The organism is Actinomadura monticuli, from assembly GCF_041463655.1.
GTDB lineage: Bacteria > Actinomycetota > Actinomycetes > Streptosporangiales > Streptosporangiaceae > Spirillospora > Spirillospora monticuli.
This window is the reverse complement of record NZ_JAXCEI010000008.1, coordinates 329,712-345,292: the sequence shown is the minus strand read 5'-3', so window position 1 is coordinate 345,292 and position 15,581 is coordinate 329,712. Positions and strand designations below refer to the sequence as shown.

Here is a 15,581-nt window from a genome sequence, read left to right as displayed (position 1 = left end):
GGTATGAGCGCGTCGGAAGCAACAACACGCCGCGGGTCAACGGGGTAGCGGCCCGGTACCTCCGTGCCAGGACGACCACAGGGCGGCATAGGAGCCGTTCTGGGCGATGAGTTCGTCGTGGGTGCCGAGTTCGGTGATGCGCCCGTCCTCCACCACCGCCACGCGGTCGGCGTCGTGGGCGGTGTGGAGGCGGTGCGCGATCGCCACGACGGTCCGGCCGTCCAGGACGGCGGCGAGGGAGCGCTCCAGCCGGCGGGCGGCGCGCGGGTCGAGCAGCGATGTCGCCTCGTCCAGGACGAGCGTGTGCGGGTCGGCGAGGACGAGCCGCGCCAGCGCGAGCTGCTGCGCCTGCGCGGGCGTCAGCGTCGCGCCGCCGGAGCCGACCTCGGTGCCGAGGCCGGGCCCGTCCCAGTCGACCGCCGCGAGGACCTGGCGGATCTCGTCGTCGGAGGCGTCCTGCCGCGCCATCACGAGGTTCTCGCGCAGCGTGCCGCGGAACACGTGGTGCTCCTGCGTGACCAGGGCGACCTCGCGGCGCAGCCCGTCCAGCGGCAGCTCGACCAGCGGGACGCCGCCGACGGTGACGGCGCCGGAGCGCGGGCCGTCCACCCCGGCGAGCAGGCGGCCGAGCGTGGACTTGCCCGCGCCGCTCGGCCCGACCATCGCGAGGCGCTCGCCGGGCCGCAGGTCGAGGTCCACGCCGTGCAGGACGTCCCGGCCCGGCCGGTAGGAGTAGCGGACGCCCGACGCGGTGAGCCGCTCCCCCTCGGGTGCGCCGTCGCCCGGCGCGCGGTCCGGCGGGACGTTGCCGACGCCGAGCAGCCGGGCCAGCGACGCGCCGCCGAGCTGCAGCTCGTCCAGCCAGGAGAGCATGGTGTCCACCGGCTCGATGAGCAGCTGCGCGTACAGGGTCGCGGCGGTCACCTGCGCGAGCGACGCCATGTCGTGGATGTAGAGGAGGCCGCCGACGACGAGGGTCGACACCACGGGCAGGACGAAGCTCAGCTCCGCCACGGGGAACAGGAGCATGCGCAGCCGCAGCGTGTAGCGCTCGGCCCGGTAGGAGGACGCGATGTCGGCGTCGCCGCGCCGGTGCCGCCGGTCGGCGAGGCCGAGCGCCTCGACGGTCCGGGCGCCCTGGACGGTCTCGGTGAGCCCGTCCGCGATCCGCGACCACGCCTCGTTCTCCCGCAGGTAGCCGCCGTGGGCGCGGGGCAGGTACCAGCGCATCACCGCCACCAGGAAGGGGACGGCGACGAGCGCGGGCAGCGCGACGAGCGGGCCGTTGAGCAGCAGCGCGCCGAACGTGAACGCGCCGACGACGATCGCGACGAGCGTCTCCGGCATCGCGTACCGGACGGACGTGCTCAGCGTGTCGACGTCGCGGGACGCGCGGGTGACGAGGTCGCCGGTGCCGGCCCGCTCGACCGTGGACAGCGGCAGTGCCAGCACCCGGTCGACGAACTCCTCCCGCAGCTCGGCCAGCACCCGCTCGCCGAGCCGCGCGGAGGCGAGGTAGGCGTACCGGATCAGCACGCCCTGCACGATCACGAACCCGGCGATCGCGAGGCCGGTCGCGTCGATGGAGGCGCGGCCATCGCGGACGTCCTCGACGAGCGCGCCGAGCAGCCGGGGCGTCACCAGGCCCGTCACGGCGGCCAGCGCGTGCAGGGCCAGCACCCCCGCGAGGGCGCGCGGATGCCGCAGCACGAGCCGGCGCGCGTACACCCGCACCTGCGCAGGCGTGGCCACCGGCAGCGTCTCAGCGCTCACGTCCCCGCCTTTCCCGCGGGCTGTTCCCGCACTTCCGCGCGGCCGTCCCCGGCAGGCGCCGCGCCGCGGTCTTCGCCGCGGGTGACGGTGGCCCTGTAGCGCGGCTCGGTTTCCAGGAGGTCGCGGTGCGTTCCTTCCGCGACGACCTGACCGTCCTTGATGAACGCGACGTGGTCGGCCCGGTCGAGCATCAGCGGGCTGGTCGTGCACACCACGGTGGTGCGGCCCGCGCGCGCTTGGCCGAGCCTGCCGGCGATGCGCGCTTCGGTGTGCGCGTCCACGGCGCTGGTCGGCTCCACCAGGATGAGGACGTCGGGGTCGGCGGCGAGCGCTCGCGCGAGGCGGAGGCGCTGCTGCTGGCCGCCGGAGAATTCCCGTCCCGCCTCGGCGATGTGCGCGTCCAGGCCGGCCGAGGCGACGACGTCCTCGGCGCAGGCCGCCCAGACGGCCGCCTTCAGCGCCTGCTCGTCGCCGTCCGGGGCCAGGGACTCGCGCAGCGGCCCGGAGAAGAGGCGGTCCTCGTTGACGGCCACCAGGATCCGTTTCCGGACGTCCGCGACGGCGTGCAGCGGCACGCCGCCGAAGTCGACGTCGCCCGGCGCGTACCGGCCGAGCCGGTCGGCGGCCGCCTGCGCGTCGCGCGGGTCGGCCGCCGCGATCGCGGTCACCCGGCCCGGCCGGACGACCAGCCCGGACGCGATGTCGACCAGCTCGGCGCCCGCCGCCGGCCGCGCGGTCCCGGCGTCCGGCAGCTCGGGGTCGATCGCCAGCAGCGCGGTCACCCGGCCCGCCGCGACCAGCCCCTTCGTGATCTTGCCGGCGGCCTCGCCGAGCGTCTTCAGCGGGACGATCAGGAACACCGCGTACCCGTAGAACGCGACCAGCTCGCCGACGCCGATCGTCCCCCGCGCGGCGAACCGGGCGCCGGCCCACGTCACCAGCGCGATCAGCAGACCGGGCAGCAGCACCTCGGCGCCGTTCATCCGGGTCTCCGCCCGCGCGACCGCGACGCCGGCCGCGCGCACCCGCTGCGACTCGGCCCGGTAGCGGCCGGAGAACAGCGCCTCGCCGCCGATGCCGCGCAGCACCCGCAGGCCCGCGACCAGGTCGGTGGCGTGCGTGCTCAGCCCGCCGACCAGCTCGCGGTGCGCCAGCTCGCGGTCGCGGAAGGGGCGCAGCAGCGGCGCCGCGACCGCCAGGATCAGCGGGACGCCCACCAGCACGATGAGGCCGAGCGGCGGCGACGTGGCCAGCAGGATCCCCGCCACGGCGATGATCGCGACCACGGCGCCCGACCCGCGCGAGACGATGTCGACGGCGTCGCCGATGTGCGACACGTCGGACAGCCCGATGCTCACGACCTCGCCCGCGCTCAGCCGCTTCGGCAGCGTCCCGCCGAGCCGGGTCGCCTGCCGGGTGACGAGCTGGACCGTCCGGTAGGCGGCCGCGAGCCAGTTGTACACGGCGAACCGGTGCCGGGCGGCGCCGGTGGCGGCCTGCACGACGCCGAGGCCGAGCAGCACGCCGGACCACGCGAGCAGGGCGCGCTCGTCCCGCGCCGCGAGGCCGTCGCCGATGGCGCGGCCGATCGCGGCGGGCATGAGGGCCTGGCTGAGCATCCAGACCACGCCGAGGAGCGCGCCGGAGGTGACGCTGCGCCACTGGACGCGCAGCACCCACAGCAGGTAACGCGAGGGGGACCCCTCATCGGCGCCGGAGGCGCTGCCGGGGGCGCGGGGGGTCGTCCCTCCTCGGACGGCATGGTCGGGCGTGCCAGGATCTTTCTCCGGCAACGGCTTCACGAGACGAAAGGTTATGCAGCGGAACATCCGAAGTTCGACTGGTTTTCCACCTGGTCGGACTCGTTTCGGACGGGCCGGAAATCATGATCAGGACGCGTTCCAGGGGTGCGCCACGCCGTGCGGACACGCTAAGGTCTGGGGCGTACGGAGCGATGCTTCCTCCGCTCCTTGAGCCGGGACCATGGCGGCTAGGCCAATGCCGCTGCCCCGGCGCGGTCTGCCGCGCACTCCCGCACCGCCGGGAACAAGCGGAGCGTTACCAGCCGTTGCCAGTGCCGTCCGCCCGACTCTCCGGAAGCCCTGTGAGCACGATCAGCCACCAGACGTACCCCTTCACGCCGGGGGCCGAGGACAGGATCGACCTGCTCCTCATCGACGCCGACCCCTCCGACGTCCTCATGGTCGAGAAGATGCTGGCCGAGACCGGCATGGACGCCGAGATCTCCGTCGCGCCCGACCTCGCCGCCGCACGGCGGTCGCTGACGCGCCGCACCCAGTGCATCATCGTCGACCTGTCCACCCCCGGCATCGACCGGCTGGACGGGCTGCGGCAGGTGCTCGCGCTGTCCGGCCCCGCCGCCGTCGTCGTCCTCACCGGCCTGGACGACGCCCACCTCGGCGTCCAGGCGGTCGCCGCCGGCGCCGAGGACTACCTGGTCAAGCAGGAGGTCGACGCGCCGCTGCTGGCCCGCGCGATCCGGTACGCCATCGAGCGCAAGCGCTCGGAGGAGACCGAGCGGCGGCTGGTCGAGGCGCGCATCCTCGGCCGCGAGAACGCCCGCCTGGAGCGCGGGCTGCTGCCCGTCCCGCTGATCGACGACCCGTCGCTGCGGCACCACACCCGCTACCGGCCCGGCCGGCGGCGGGCGCTGCTCGGCGGCGACTTCTACGACACGGTGCAGACCGAGGGCGGCGCCGTCCACCTCGTGATCGGCGACGTGTGCGGGCACGGCCCGGACGAGGCGGCCCTCGGCGTCCAGCTCCGGATGGCGTGGCGGACGCTCGTCCTCGCCGGGCACACCGGGGAGCAGCTCCTCGGCACCCTCGACACCGTCCTCGGGCACGAGCGCCGCAGCGAGGAGATCTTCACCACGCTGTGCATGGTCACGATCGCGCCGTCCCGGCGGACCGCCCGGATGCACCTCGCCGGGCATCCGGCGCCGCTGCTGTTCCGCGGCGCCCTCGGCGCGGACGGCGAGGTCGCCGCGCTGCCCGAGTACGCGCACGGCCCCGCGCTCGGCCTGCTGCCGGGCGGCGAGTGGCCGACGACCGAGATCGACCTCGGCGAGTCGTGGGGCCTGATGCTCTACACCGACGGCCTCATCGAGGGGCGGGTCGGCGAGGGCTCGGACCGGCTCGGCACCGACGGGCTCGTCGACCTGGCCCGCCTCGCGCGCGGCAGGGGCGCCACCGGACGCGCCCTCATCGACGGCCTGGTGACCGAGGTGGAGCGCCTCAACGGGGACGCCCTGACCGACGACCTCGCCGTCCTGCTGCTGTCTCGGCAGGCCGAGAGGGTCCTGCCGGGGCATTGACCGCGCGCCCCTGACACTCGTCCACACGTCCGCGACCTCCGTCAATGTCGCCTGGATCACGCGATCGGGGAGTTCCCGAACCCCCTGTGAGGTCACTCACCAGGCAGGACGTCACGGAACGGCCACAACGACGGCCCGGCATGCGTTCATAGCCTGCGGCTATCGCCATCAGTGCGCTGATGACTTGGAACTATTCTCCGATCCGGACATAACGTGCAGGTCGTGGCTATAGCGATACCTGCGATCTACCGATCGACCGTCGGCAAGAAGGCCGTCATGGCCGTCACCGGCGGCGTCCTCGTGCTGTTCCTGATCACGCACATGCTCGGGAACCTGAAGATCCTTCTCGGCGCGGAGGACTTCAACCACTACGCGCACTGGCTGCGCACGATCGGTGAGCCCGCGGTACCGCACCGCACCGTCCTGACGCTCCTCGAGGTCGTGCTCGCCGTCTCGGTCGTCCTGCACATGTGGTCGGCGGTGTCGCTCGGCAGGCGCGCCGCCCACGCGCGCCCCGTGAAGTACCAGTCGAAGAAGAAGTCGCACGCGCAGGGCTACGCGGTCCGCACGATGCGCTGGGGCGGCGTCATCATCGCCTTCTACATCGTCTGGCACCTGCTGGACCTCACGTTCTTCGTCGTGAACCCCAAGGGCGGCGACGCCACGCCGTACGAGCGGATGGTCGCCGACTTCGACCCGTCCCGCTGGTACATCACCGTCTGGTACATCGTCGCGGTCCTGCTCGTCGGCCTGCACCTCAACCACGGCATCTGGAGCGCGTTCCAGACGCTCGGGCTGCGAAGCCCGCGCAGCCACAACGCCCTGCGGGGCCTCGCCGCGACCGTCGCCGCGCTGGTCACGCTCGGCTTCGTCGCCGTCCCCGTCTCCATCACGTTCGGATGGGTGAGCTGACCATGACCGACGCCTTCTACAAGTCCGGCGAGCCGATCGCCGACGCCAAGGCCCCCAAGGGCGACATCGAGAACCGCTGGACGACGCGCAAGTTCGAGGCCAAGCAGGTCAACCCGGCCAACAAGCGCAAGAAGAAGATCATCATCATCGGGACGGGCCTCGCGGGCGGCTCCGCCGGCGCGACCCTCGGCGAGGCCGGCTACCACGTCCAGCAGTTCTGCTTCCAGGACTCCCCGCGCCGCGCCCACTCCATCGCCGCGCAGGGCGGCATCAACGCCGCGAAGAACTACCGCAACGACGGCGACAGCGTGTACCGCCTCTTCTACGAGACGGTGAAGGGCGGCGACTTCCGCTCCCGCGAGTCGAACGTGTACCGGCTCGCCGACATCTCCCGGAACATCATCGACCAGTGCGTCGCGCAGGGCGTCCCGTTCGCCCGCGAGTACGGCGGCCTGCTCGACAACCGCTCCTTCGGCGGGACGCAGGTCTCCCGCACCTTCTACGCCCGCGGGCAGACGGGCCAGCAGCTGCTCCTCGGCGCCTACCAGGCGCTGATGCGGCAGGTCGAGGCCGGCAACGTCGAGCTGTACCCGCGGCACGAGATGCTCGACCTGATCATGGAGGACGGGCGGGCCCGCGGCGTCGTCGTCCGCAACCTGATCAACGGCGAGATCAAGCACTACACGGCGGACGCGGTCGTGCTGGCGTCCGGCGGCTACGGCAACGTGTACTTCCTGTCCACGAACGCGATGGGCTCGAACGTCACCGCGTCCTGGCGCGCGCACCGGCACGGCGCCCTGTTCGCCAACCCGTGCTACACGCAGATCCACCCGACGTGCATCCCGGTCAGCGGCGACCACCAGTCGAAGCTGACGCTCATGTCGGAGTCGCTGCGCAACGACGGCCGGGTGTGGGTGCCGAAGAAGGGCGGCGACACCCGCAGGCCGTCCGACATCCCCGAGGACGAGCGCGACTACTACCTGGAGCGCATCTACCCGTCCTTCGGCAACCTCGTCCCCCGCGACATCGCGTCCCGCGCGGCGAAGAACGTCTGCGACGAGGGACGCGGCGTCGGCCCCGGCGGCCTCGGCGTCTACCTCGACTTCGCCGACGCCATCGCGCGGCTCGGCCGGGACAAGGTCGAGGCCAAGTACGGCAACCTCTTCCAGATGTACGAGCGCATCACCGGCGAGAACCCGTACGACACGCCGATGCGCATCTACCCCGCCGTCCACTACACGATGGGCGGACTGTGGGTCGACTACGACCTGGAGTCCACGATCCCGGGCCTCTTCGTGATCGGCGAGGCGAACTTCTCCGACCACGGCGCGAACCGGCTCGGCGCGTCCGCGCTGATGCAGGGCCTCGCCGACGGCTACTTCGTCCTGCCGAACACCATCGGCGACTACATCGCCCGCAACCCGTTCGAGCCCGTCTCCGAGTCGGCGATCGGCGAGGCCGAGGACCGGGTCCGGACCCGGATCGAGCGGCTCCTCGCCGTCGACGGGGACCGCTCGGTCGACTCCTTCCACCGCGAGCTCGGCCACATCATGTGGGAGTACTGCGGCATGGAGCGGACCGAGGAGGGGCTGCGCAAGGCCCTCGACCTCATCCCGGCGCTGCGCGCGGAGTTCTGGACGCGCGTCAAGGTCACCGGCAAGGGCGAGGAGCTGAACCAGCAGCTGGAGAAGGCCGGCCGCGTCGCCGACTTCTTCGAGCTGGCCGAGCTGATGGTCGTCGACGCGCTGCACCGCGCCGAGTCCTGCGGCGGCCACTTCCGGGCCGAGAGCCAGGACGAGGACGGCGAGGCCAAGCGCGACGACGACAACTTCGGCTACGTCGCCGCCTGGGAATGGGCCGGGGAGGGCGGGCAGCCCGTCCTCCACAAGGAGGCCCTCAACTTCGAGTACGTCAAGCCGACGCAGCGGTCGTACAAGTAGCAGAGGTCGTACACGTAATCATGAAGCTCACACTGCGCGTCTGGCGCCAGAGCGGCCCCCGGGACAAGGGGAGGATGGTCGAGTACAAGCTCGCCGACGTCTCCCCCGACGCCTCGTTCCTGGAGATGCTGGACGTCCTCAACGAGAAGCTCATCGCCGAGGGCGAGGAGCCGGTCGCGTTCGACCACGACTGCCGCGAGGGCATCTGCGGCATGTGCTCGCTGGTCATCAACGGCACCCCGCACGGCCCGGAGCGCGCCACCACCACGTGCCAGCTCCACATGCGCAAATTCAAGGACGGCGAGGTCATCGACGTCGAGCCGTGGCGGGCCAAGGCGTTCCCGGTCGTCAAGGACCTGGTCGTCGACCGGTCGGCGTTCGACCGGATGATCCAGGCCGGCGGCTACATCACCGCCCCGACCGGCACCGCCCCGGAGGCGCACTCGACGCCCGTGCCGAAGCCGGACGCCGACCGCGCGTTCGAGGCCGCCGAGTGCATCGGCTGCGGCGCCTGCGTCGCGGCGTGCCCGAACGGGTCCGCCGCGCTGTTCCTCGGCGCCAAGGTCACCCACCTCGGCCTGATGCCGCAGGGCCAGCCGGAGCGCTGGGACCGCGTCGTGTCCATGCTGGAGACGCACGACGAGGAGGGCTTCGGCGGCTGCACCAACACCGGCGAGTGCACCGTCGCCTGCCCGAAGGAGATCCCGCTCGACGTGATCGGCCGCCTCAACGGCGACTACCTGAAGGCGACCGCGGGCGGCAAGAAGCGGTAACGCGCCCTTCCAGGGCCCTGGTCTCGGCCCCGCCCGGAGTACCGGGCGGGGCCGTTCTAACCTGGAACGCATGATCACACTGGTTCCGTACCACCAGGACGAGCGGCTCCCCGACGCGTCCTTCCCCCTGCCCGGCCTCGACCTCATCCCGGTCACCCGCGACCTGCCGGACGGCGACGTGTGGCAACGCGTCGCCGCCCTGTTCGAACTCGTCTCCGCCGAGATCGCCGACCAGGTCGCGGGCGGCACGCGGCCCGCCGTGGTCTCCGGCGACTGCCTGACCGCCGAGGCCGTCCTCGCGGGCCTCCAGCGGGCCGGGGTGGACGCGTCCATCATCTGGTTCGACGCGCACGGCGACATCCACACGACGGAGAGCTCGACGTCCGGCTACATCGGCGGGATGCCGCTGCGCCAGATCCTCGGCGCCGACCGCGAACTCCTCGCCGACCGCCTCGGGCTGCGCCCCCTGCCCGAGGACCGCGCCGTCCTGGTGGGCGCCCGCGACCTCGACCCGGCCGAGGCCGAGTTCCTCGCGTCCTCCGAGGTGCGGCGCTGCCCGGTGGACGACGTGGCCCTGCCGGACGGCCCGCTCCTCCTGCACATCGACGTGGACGTCATCGACGCCGCCGACCTGCCCGGACTGAAGTTCCCCGTGGACGGCGGCCCCTCGTACGACGCGGTGGTCGCGTCCGTCCGGCGCATCATGGCGACCGGCCGCGTGGCCGCCCTGGACATCGCCTGCCCCTGGCACCCGCCCGAGGACGGCGACGACGCCCTCCGGACCCGCCTCCTCCGGGACCTTCTCAGCGCCTGATCCGGCCGCGCTCGCGGCCCTGCTCCGGCACAACCGCAGCGCGCCGCGAGGGCCCCGCCTCCGCTCCCTCGGCCCCTGATGACCGGCACCGCCCGTGCTAGGCGTCCACCAGGTTCTCGACGCCGGCGGGGAGCGTCCCGGCCGTGCCGGCCTCCGCGAGGAACTCCTGCAGGGTCTCCTGGAAGGCGCGCGCGGCGTGGGTGAGCTCGACGTCCTTGCGGTGGGCGAGCGCGATGGTGCGGAGGAGCCCGGGGCCGTGGCGACCGCGGCGGGCCTCCTCGCCGGCCAGGACGAGCGGCGTCCCGCGCAGGCCGGGACGCCCGGCGAGGACCATGCTCGGGACGACCGCGAGACCGAGACCGACCTCGACGAAGCGCAGCACGGCGTCCATCTCGCCGCCCTCCACGGCGAACCTGGGCTCGAACCCGGCCGCCCGGCAGGCGCTGATGGTCGCCTCACGCAGGTCGTACCCGGGACGGAACATCACCAGCGGACGGTTCTGCAGGTCCTCGATGCGCAGGTACGAGCGGCGCGGCAGCTGCGCGGGGTTGTCGGGCCCCTCCGGGGCGGCCACGACGAGGTATTCGCGCAGGATCGGGGTCGTGTCCAGCGGCGGGTCGCCCTGGAGGGGGAGGATGACGAGGGCCAGGTCCAGGGAGCCGCGCGTCAGGTCGCGGACGAGGTCCCGGGAACCGCCCTCCTCGACGATGAGCTGGATGCCCGGGTAGGTGTCGTGGAAGCGGCGCAGGACGTCCGCCAGCAGGCCCGCGCAAAGGGACGGCGTGGCGCCGAGCCGCACCCGCCCGCGCTTGAGGCCCGCCAGCTCCTGCACCTCCAGCCGCGCGGTGTCGACATCGGCCAGGATGCGCTTCGCCAGCGGCAGCAGCGCCTCACCGGCGGGCGTCAGCGTGATGTTGCCGCGCGCGCGCCGGAACAGGGAGACGTTCAGCTCGTTCTCCAGCGCGCGGATCTGCTTGGACAGCGACGGCTGCGCCACCCGCAGGAGCTCCGCGGCCTGCGTGAAGTGGCGCACCTCCGCGACCGCGACGAAGTACGCGAGCTGCTGCAACTGCATCCTGCACACAGTACGGGCCGCCGTCCCGCCCGGTGCGCACCGGGTCAGCGCGCGTGCCGGCGGAGCGCCTGCAGGTCGTGGACGATCAGCCGCCGCCGGCCCGTCTCGATCCAGCCGTGCCGGCGCAGCGTGCGCAGCGCCTTGCTCACCGCCTCGCGGGACGCGCCGACCCAGCCCGCCAGCTCCTCCTGCGACAGGTTCAGCGTGATGCGGACGCTCTCCTCGCCCGTGCCCGTCCGGTGCGGCACGCCGAACCGCTCCGCCAACTCGACGAGCCGCTGCGCGACCCGTCCGGTCGCGTCGAACATGCCGAACTCGACGCGCTTGCGGTCGGCGTCGCGCCACCGCTGGCACAGCATCCGCATGATGATGATGGAGACGCGGCCGTGCGCCTGCAGGAACCCCATGAACTCGTCCACCGTCAGCGCCAGCGCCCGCACCGGTTCGAGGGCCTTGACCGTCGCCGACCTCGGCTGCCCGTCGATCGCGGCGACCTCGCCGAGCAGCGCGCCCGGCCCGCGCACCGCCAGCAGCGCCTCGCCGCCCTGCTCGTGGTAGCTGAACGCCTTGACCCGGCCGTGCAGCAGGACCGCGACCCAGCCGGGCGCCTCCCCCTCGCTGAAAAGCGTGTCCCCCCGCGCGAACTCGCGGACGCGGCCACGTGCTTCCAGGTCCGCGCGTTCCGCCGGGGTGAGATCGGCGAGGAACGAACCCGGTTCGAGGGCGCTCATGGCCACCACGCTAAAGGGATCCGGGCCCGGCCGCCTCCCGGGAGAGAATCACGGTTCAATATCGCGTTGTGTGCACTATTCCCTACTCCGGGGGCCGCGGGTGAGTCACAGTTACTTCCGGCGTGCGTAGCCGGAGGGCCGTCCGGCGTCCATGGCGTCCTCGGGGAACGGCGGGGGCGGCGGGCGGCGGTCCGGGGCGCGCCGCCCGCCGTGTTTCGGGAGCATCGCCTGCCAGAGCGCCGCTCCCGCAGCGGAAAGCGGCGGAAACGCGAACGCCCCCGTCGCGCGGGGCGGCGGGGGACGTTCGCGAGAGACATCCAGGGGGATTCTCGGGCGGACTTTCTCGGGCGGACTTTCTCGGGCGGACTTCTCAGGCGGACGGGGTGTCCTGGCCCTTCTTCACGATGCCGAGCTTGCTGCCGAGCCACACCACCGGGTCGTACTTGCGGCCCACGACCCGTTCCTTCATCGGGATCAGGGCGTTGTCGGTGATCTTGATGTGCTCGGGGCAGACCTCGGTGCAGCACTTGGTGATGTTGCAGAAGCCGAGCCCGTGGTCGTCCTGCGCGATGTTGCGCCGGTCGGCCTGGTCCGCCGGGTGCATCTCCAGCTCGCCGATCCGCATCAGGAAGCGCGGGCCGGCGAAGCTCTCCTTGTTCTCCTCATGGTCGCGGATGACGTGGCAGACGTTCTGGCACAGGAAGCACTCGATGCACTTGCGGAACTCCTGCGAGCGCTCCACGTCCACCTGCTGCATGCGCAGCTCGCCGGGCTCGGCGTCGCCCGGGTCGAACGAGGGGATCTCCCGCGCCTTCTGGTAGTTGAACGACACGTCCGTGACCAGGTCGCGGATGACTGGGAACGTGCGGATCGGGGTGACGGTGACCGTCTCGTCCGGGTCGAAGGTCGACATCCGGGTCATGCAGAGCAGCTTCGGCATGCCGTTGATCTCCGCCGAGCACGAGCCGCACTTGCCCGCCTTGCAGTTCCACCGGACGGCGAGGTCGGGCGCCTGCGTGGCCTGCAGCCGGTGGATGATGTCGAGGACGACCTCGCCCTCGTTCACCTCGACCGTGTAGTCGGTGAGCTCGCCCGAGCCGTCGTCCCCGCGCCAGACCCTGAACTTGGCCTCGTAGCTCATCGGTCGCCCTCCTCGTCGTCCGCGGCGCCGGCGGCGGTCGCGCCCGACCCGGCCGCGTCCTCCGCCTCCTCCGTCCTGACCTCCTCGGCGAGCCCCTTCGGCAGCTCCTCGGCGGTCAGGTACTTCTTCAGCTCGTCGTTCTCGAACAGTTCGAGCAGGTCCTCGCGCATCGGCGGGAGCGGCTGCCGGGTCAGCTCGACGTGGGGGGACGCCGGGTCGCCGGCCAGCGAGCAGACCAGGTTGACCTTGCGCCACTCCGCCGACATGCCCGGGTAGTCGTCGCGGGTGTGGCCGCCGCGGCTCTCCTGCCGCTCCAGCGCCGCCTTCGCGACCGCCTCCGACACCAGCAGCATGTTGCGCAGGTCCAGCGCGAGGTGCCAGCCCGGGTGGTAGCCGCGGCCGTCGCCGACCGCGACCGGCTCGACGCTCACGTTCGCCACCCGCTCGCGGAGCTTGGCGAGCGCCGCGATGGCCTCCTCCAGCTCCTCCTCCTTGCGGATGATGCCGACCAGCGTGTTCATCGTCTGCTGCAGCTCGGCGTGGACGGCGTACGGGTTCTCGCCGCCCTCCCGCTCGAACGGGGCGAGGGCCTCCGCCGTCGCCGCCTCGACCTCGGCGTCGGGGACGGCCGGACGCGCGGCCAGCGCGTCGATGTACTCGGACGCGCCGAGGCCCGCCCGGCGCCCGAACACCAGCAGGTCCGACAGCGAGTTGCCGCCGAGCCGGTTCGAGCCGTGCATGCCGCCGGACACCTCGCCCGCCGCGAACAGGCCGGGGACCTTCGCCGCGCCGGTGTCCGGGTCGACCTCCACGCCGCCCATCACGTAGTGGCAGGTCGGGCCGACCTCCATCGCCTCCTTGGTGATGTCGACGTCCGCCAGCTCCTTGAACTGGTGGTACATCGACGGCAGCCGCTTGACGATCTCGGCGGCGCCGCCCGGCATCCGGTCGACGACGGTGAGGAACACGCCGCCGTGCGGCGATCCCCGTCCCGCCTTGACCTCGGAGTTGATCGCGCGCGCCACCTCGTCACGCGGCAGCAGCTCGGGGGGCCGCTTGTTGTTCTCCGGGTCGTCGTACCAGCGGTCGCCCTCCTCCTCGGAGGTCGCGTACTGCTCCTTGAAGACCTCGGGGATGTAGTCGAACATGAACCGCTTGCCCTCGGAGTTCCGGAGGACGCCGCGGTCACCGCGCACCGACTCGGTCACGAGGATGCCCTTGACGGACGGCGGCCAGACCATCCCGGTCGGGTGGAACTGCACGAACTCCATGTTCAGCAGCGTCCCGCCGGACAGCAGCGCCAGCGCGTGCCCGTCCCCGGTGTACTCCCAGGAGTTGGACGTCACCTTGAACGCCTTGCCGATGCCGCCCGTCGCCAGCACCACCGCGGGCGCCTCGAACACCACGAACTTGCCGGTCTCGCGGACGTAGGCGAACGCGCCGCAGATCCTGCCGTCGGCGTCCTTCAGCAGCCGGGTCACCGTCGTCTCGGCCCACACCTTGAGGTTGGCCTCGTAGTCGCCGTGCTCGGCGTGGTCCTCCTGCTGGAGGGCGACGATCTTCTGCTGGGCGGTGCGGATGAGCTCCAGGCCCGTCCGGTCGCCGACGTGCGCCAGCCGCGGGTACTCGTGCCCGCCGAAGTTGCGCTGGCTGATCTTGCCGTCCTTGGTGCGGTCGAACAGCGCGCCCCACAGCTCCAGCTCCCAGATGCGCTCCGGGGCCTCCTTGGCGTGCAGCTCCGCCATCCGCCAGCTGTTCATGAACTTGCCCCCGCGCATGGTGTCGCGGAAGTGGACCATCCAGTTGTCGTTGGCGTTGACGTTGCCCATCGCGGCGGCCGCGCCGCCCTCGGCCATCACCGTGTGGGCCTTGCCGAACAGCGACTTGGAGATGATCGCGGTCTTCTTGCCCTGGAGGCGCGCCTCGATCGCCGCGCGCAGGCCGGCGCCGCCGGCGCCGATCACCACGACGTCGTACGAGTGCCTCTCGATCTCAGTCATGATTCCTTGGCCTCAGTTGAAGATACGCGGGTCGTTGAAGGCGCCGCCGGCGACGAGTGCGACGTAGGCGTCGGCCACCACCAGCGAGCCCAGGGTGATCAGGGCGTACATGCCGTGCCGCTCGTTGATCTTCGACACCCAGCCCCACATCCGGTAGCGGAACGGGTGCTTGGAGAAGTTCTTCAGCCGCCCGCCGACGATGTGCCTGCAGGAGTGGCACGACAGCGTGTACAGCCACAGCAGGACCACGTTCGCCACCAGGATGACGGTGCCGAGCCCGATGCCGATCCCGCCGTCCTTCCCGTGGAAGGCGCGGATCGCGTCGTAGGTGTTGATGAGGGAGATGAGGACGGCGGCCAGCCAGAAGTAGCGGTGCAGGTTCTGGCCGATCAGCGGGAAGCGGCGCTCACCGGTGTACTTGCCGTGCGGCTCCCGGACGGCGCACGCCGAGGGCGACGCCCAGAACGACCTGTAGTACGCCTTGCGGTAGTAGTAGCAGGTCAGGCGGAACAGCAGCAGGAACGGCAGCGAGATCGCCGCGAACGGGATCCAGCCGCGGGTGCTCTCCGGGAGGAACGTCCCGAACTCCGCCGCGTTGCCGCGCTGGCCGGTCTGCCCGACCACGTCGTTGCAGATCTCGTTCAGACACGGTGAGTAGAACGGCGTCAGGTAGTGGTACTCCGGCACGTAGAACGCGGAGCCCCAGAAGGCCCGGACTGTCGCGTACACCACCCACGCCGTGAAGATCACGAAGGTCGTGATCGGGTACAGCCGCCAGTTGTCCTTGCGGAGCGTACGTTCCTTGATCTGGGCGCGCGTTTTGGCGGGCGCCTCCACAGTGCTCATCGATCGCTCTCCTGAGCTCGGGTCGTCGTGTCCCCGTACCACGGTCCGCGCGCACCGTCCGGCAGTCGCGCCCTGGCCGCCGGCCCATCGCGCCCTCGCGCCGTGAGCCGCCGGCCATGCGTTCCGGCCCGGACCGCGCTCGGCGGCCGGAGGCCGGTGCCGCATGCGGGCGGTGACGCCTCGTGTGCGCTTCCAGCGAAGCGACCCTATGCCACTTAACGGGAGCTGTGACATACATA

The 15,581-nt window shown here is 72.0% G+C and carries 12 protein-coding genes; 5 read left to right on the top strand and 7 right to left on the bottom strand.

Annotated features, from left to right (window positions below; translation table 11 throughout):
• Nucleotides 1-36: 36 nt before the first annotated feature.
• Both SM611_RS20530 and SM611_RS20525 read right to left on the bottom strand, forming a co-directional pair.
• The gene (locus SM611_RS20530; protein ID WP_371951455.1) at nucleotides 37-1,773 is read right to left on the bottom strand and encodes an ABC transporter ATP-binding protein; all 1,737 of its coding nucleotides are present in this window, start codon (nucleotides 1,771-1,773) and stop codon (nucleotides 37-39) included.
• Entirely contained in the window at nucleotides 1,770-3,575 is a 1,806-nt protein-coding gene (locus tag SM611_RS20525; RefSeq protein ID WP_371951454.1) for an ABC transporter transmembrane domain-containing protein, read from the bottom strand. Before SM611_RS20525 ends, SM611_RS20530 begins: the two co-directional genes overlap by 4 nt.
• 302 nt (nucleotides 3,576-3,877) lie before the next feature.
• On the opposite strand from SM611_RS20525, the gene SM611_RS20520 reads away from it, so the two are divergent.
• The 5 genes from SM611_RS20520 to SM611_RS20500 all read left to right on the top strand — a co-directional run bounded on the left by SM611_RS20520 (nucleotide 3,878) and on the right by SM611_RS20500 (nucleotide 9,549).
• Nucleotides 3,878-5,110, top strand: coding sequence for a PP2C family protein-serine/threonine phosphatase (locus tag SM611_RS20520; protein ID WP_371951453.1), 1,233 nt, complete (start codon nucleotides 3,878-3,880; stop codon nucleotides 5,108-5,110).
• A gap of 222 nt (nucleotides 5,111-5,332) precedes the next feature.
• Nucleotides 5,333-6,022 carry a succinate dehydrogenase cytochrome b subunit gene (locus SM611_RS20515; protein ID WP_371951452.1) on the top strand — a complete coding sequence of 230 codons (690 nt, stop codon included), beginning with the start codon at nucleotides 5,333-5,335 and terminating at the stop codon, nucleotides 6,020-6,022.
• Nucleotides 6,023-6,024: 2 nt separating this feature from the next.
• Complete coding sequence (locus tag SM611_RS20510) at nucleotides 6,025-7,962, top strand: fumarate reductase/succinate dehydrogenase flavoprotein subunit (protein ID WP_371951518.1); 1,938 nt, start codon at nucleotides 6,025-6,027, stop codon at nucleotides 7,960-7,962.
• Between the two features lie 20 nt (nucleotides 7,963-7,982).
• The gene (locus SM611_RS20505; RefSeq protein WP_371951451.1) at nucleotides 7,983-8,735 is read left to right on the top strand and encodes a succinate dehydrogenase/fumarate reductase iron-sulfur subunit; all 753 of its coding nucleotides are present in this window, start codon (nucleotides 7,983-7,985) and stop codon (nucleotides 8,733-8,735) included.
• Nucleotides 8,736-8,805: 70 nt separating this feature from the next.
• Nucleotides 8,806-9,549 (top strand): arginase family protein, encoded by a 744-nt coding sequence (locus SM611_RS20500; protein WP_371951450.1) that lies wholly within the window; start codon nucleotides 8,806-8,808, stop codon nucleotides 9,547-9,549.
• A 97-nt stretch (nucleotides 9,550-9,646) separates the two neighbouring features.
• Here the strand turns inward: SM611_RS20500 and SM611_RS20495 are convergent, their stop codons facing one another.
• The 5 genes from SM611_RS20495 to sdhC form a co-directional block, all read right to left on the bottom strand.
• Nucleotides 9,647-10,624 (bottom strand): LysR family transcriptional regulator, encoded by a 978-nt coding sequence (locus SM611_RS20495; RefSeq protein WP_371951449.1) that lies wholly within the window; start codon nucleotides 10,622-10,624, stop codon nucleotides 9,647-9,649.
• 44 nt (nucleotides 10,625-10,668) lie between these two features.
• Nucleotides 10,669-11,355 (bottom strand): Crp/Fnr family transcriptional regulator, encoded by a 687-nt coding sequence (locus tag SM611_RS20490; RefSeq protein WP_371951448.1) that lies wholly within the window; start codon nucleotides 11,353-11,355, stop codon nucleotides 10,669-10,671.
• A gap of 370 nt (nucleotides 11,356-11,725) precedes the next feature.
• Nucleotides 11,726-12,496, bottom strand: a complete 771-nt coding sequence (locus tag SM611_RS20485) for a succinate dehydrogenase/fumarate reductase iron-sulfur subunit (RefSeq protein WP_371951447.1) — start codon at nucleotides 12,494-12,496, stop codon at nucleotides 11,726-11,728.
• Nucleotides 12,493-14,496 carry a fumarate reductase/succinate dehydrogenase flavoprotein subunit gene (locus SM611_RS20480; protein ID WP_371951446.1) on the bottom strand — a complete coding sequence of 668 codons (2,004 nt, stop codon included), beginning with the start codon at nucleotides 14,494-14,496 and terminating at the stop codon, nucleotides 12,493-12,495. Before SM611_RS20480 ends, SM611_RS20485 begins: the two co-directional genes overlap by 4 nt.
• Nucleotides 14,497-14,508: 12 nt before the next feature.
• Nucleotides 14,509-15,342 carry a succinate dehydrogenase subunit SdhC gene (sdhC, locus tag SM611_RS20475; RefSeq protein WP_371951445.1) on the bottom strand — a complete coding sequence of 278 codons (834 nt, stop codon included), beginning with the start codon at nucleotides 15,340-15,342 and terminating at the stop codon, nucleotides 14,509-14,511.
• Between the last annotated feature and the right edge of the window lie 239 nt (nucleotides 15,343-15,581).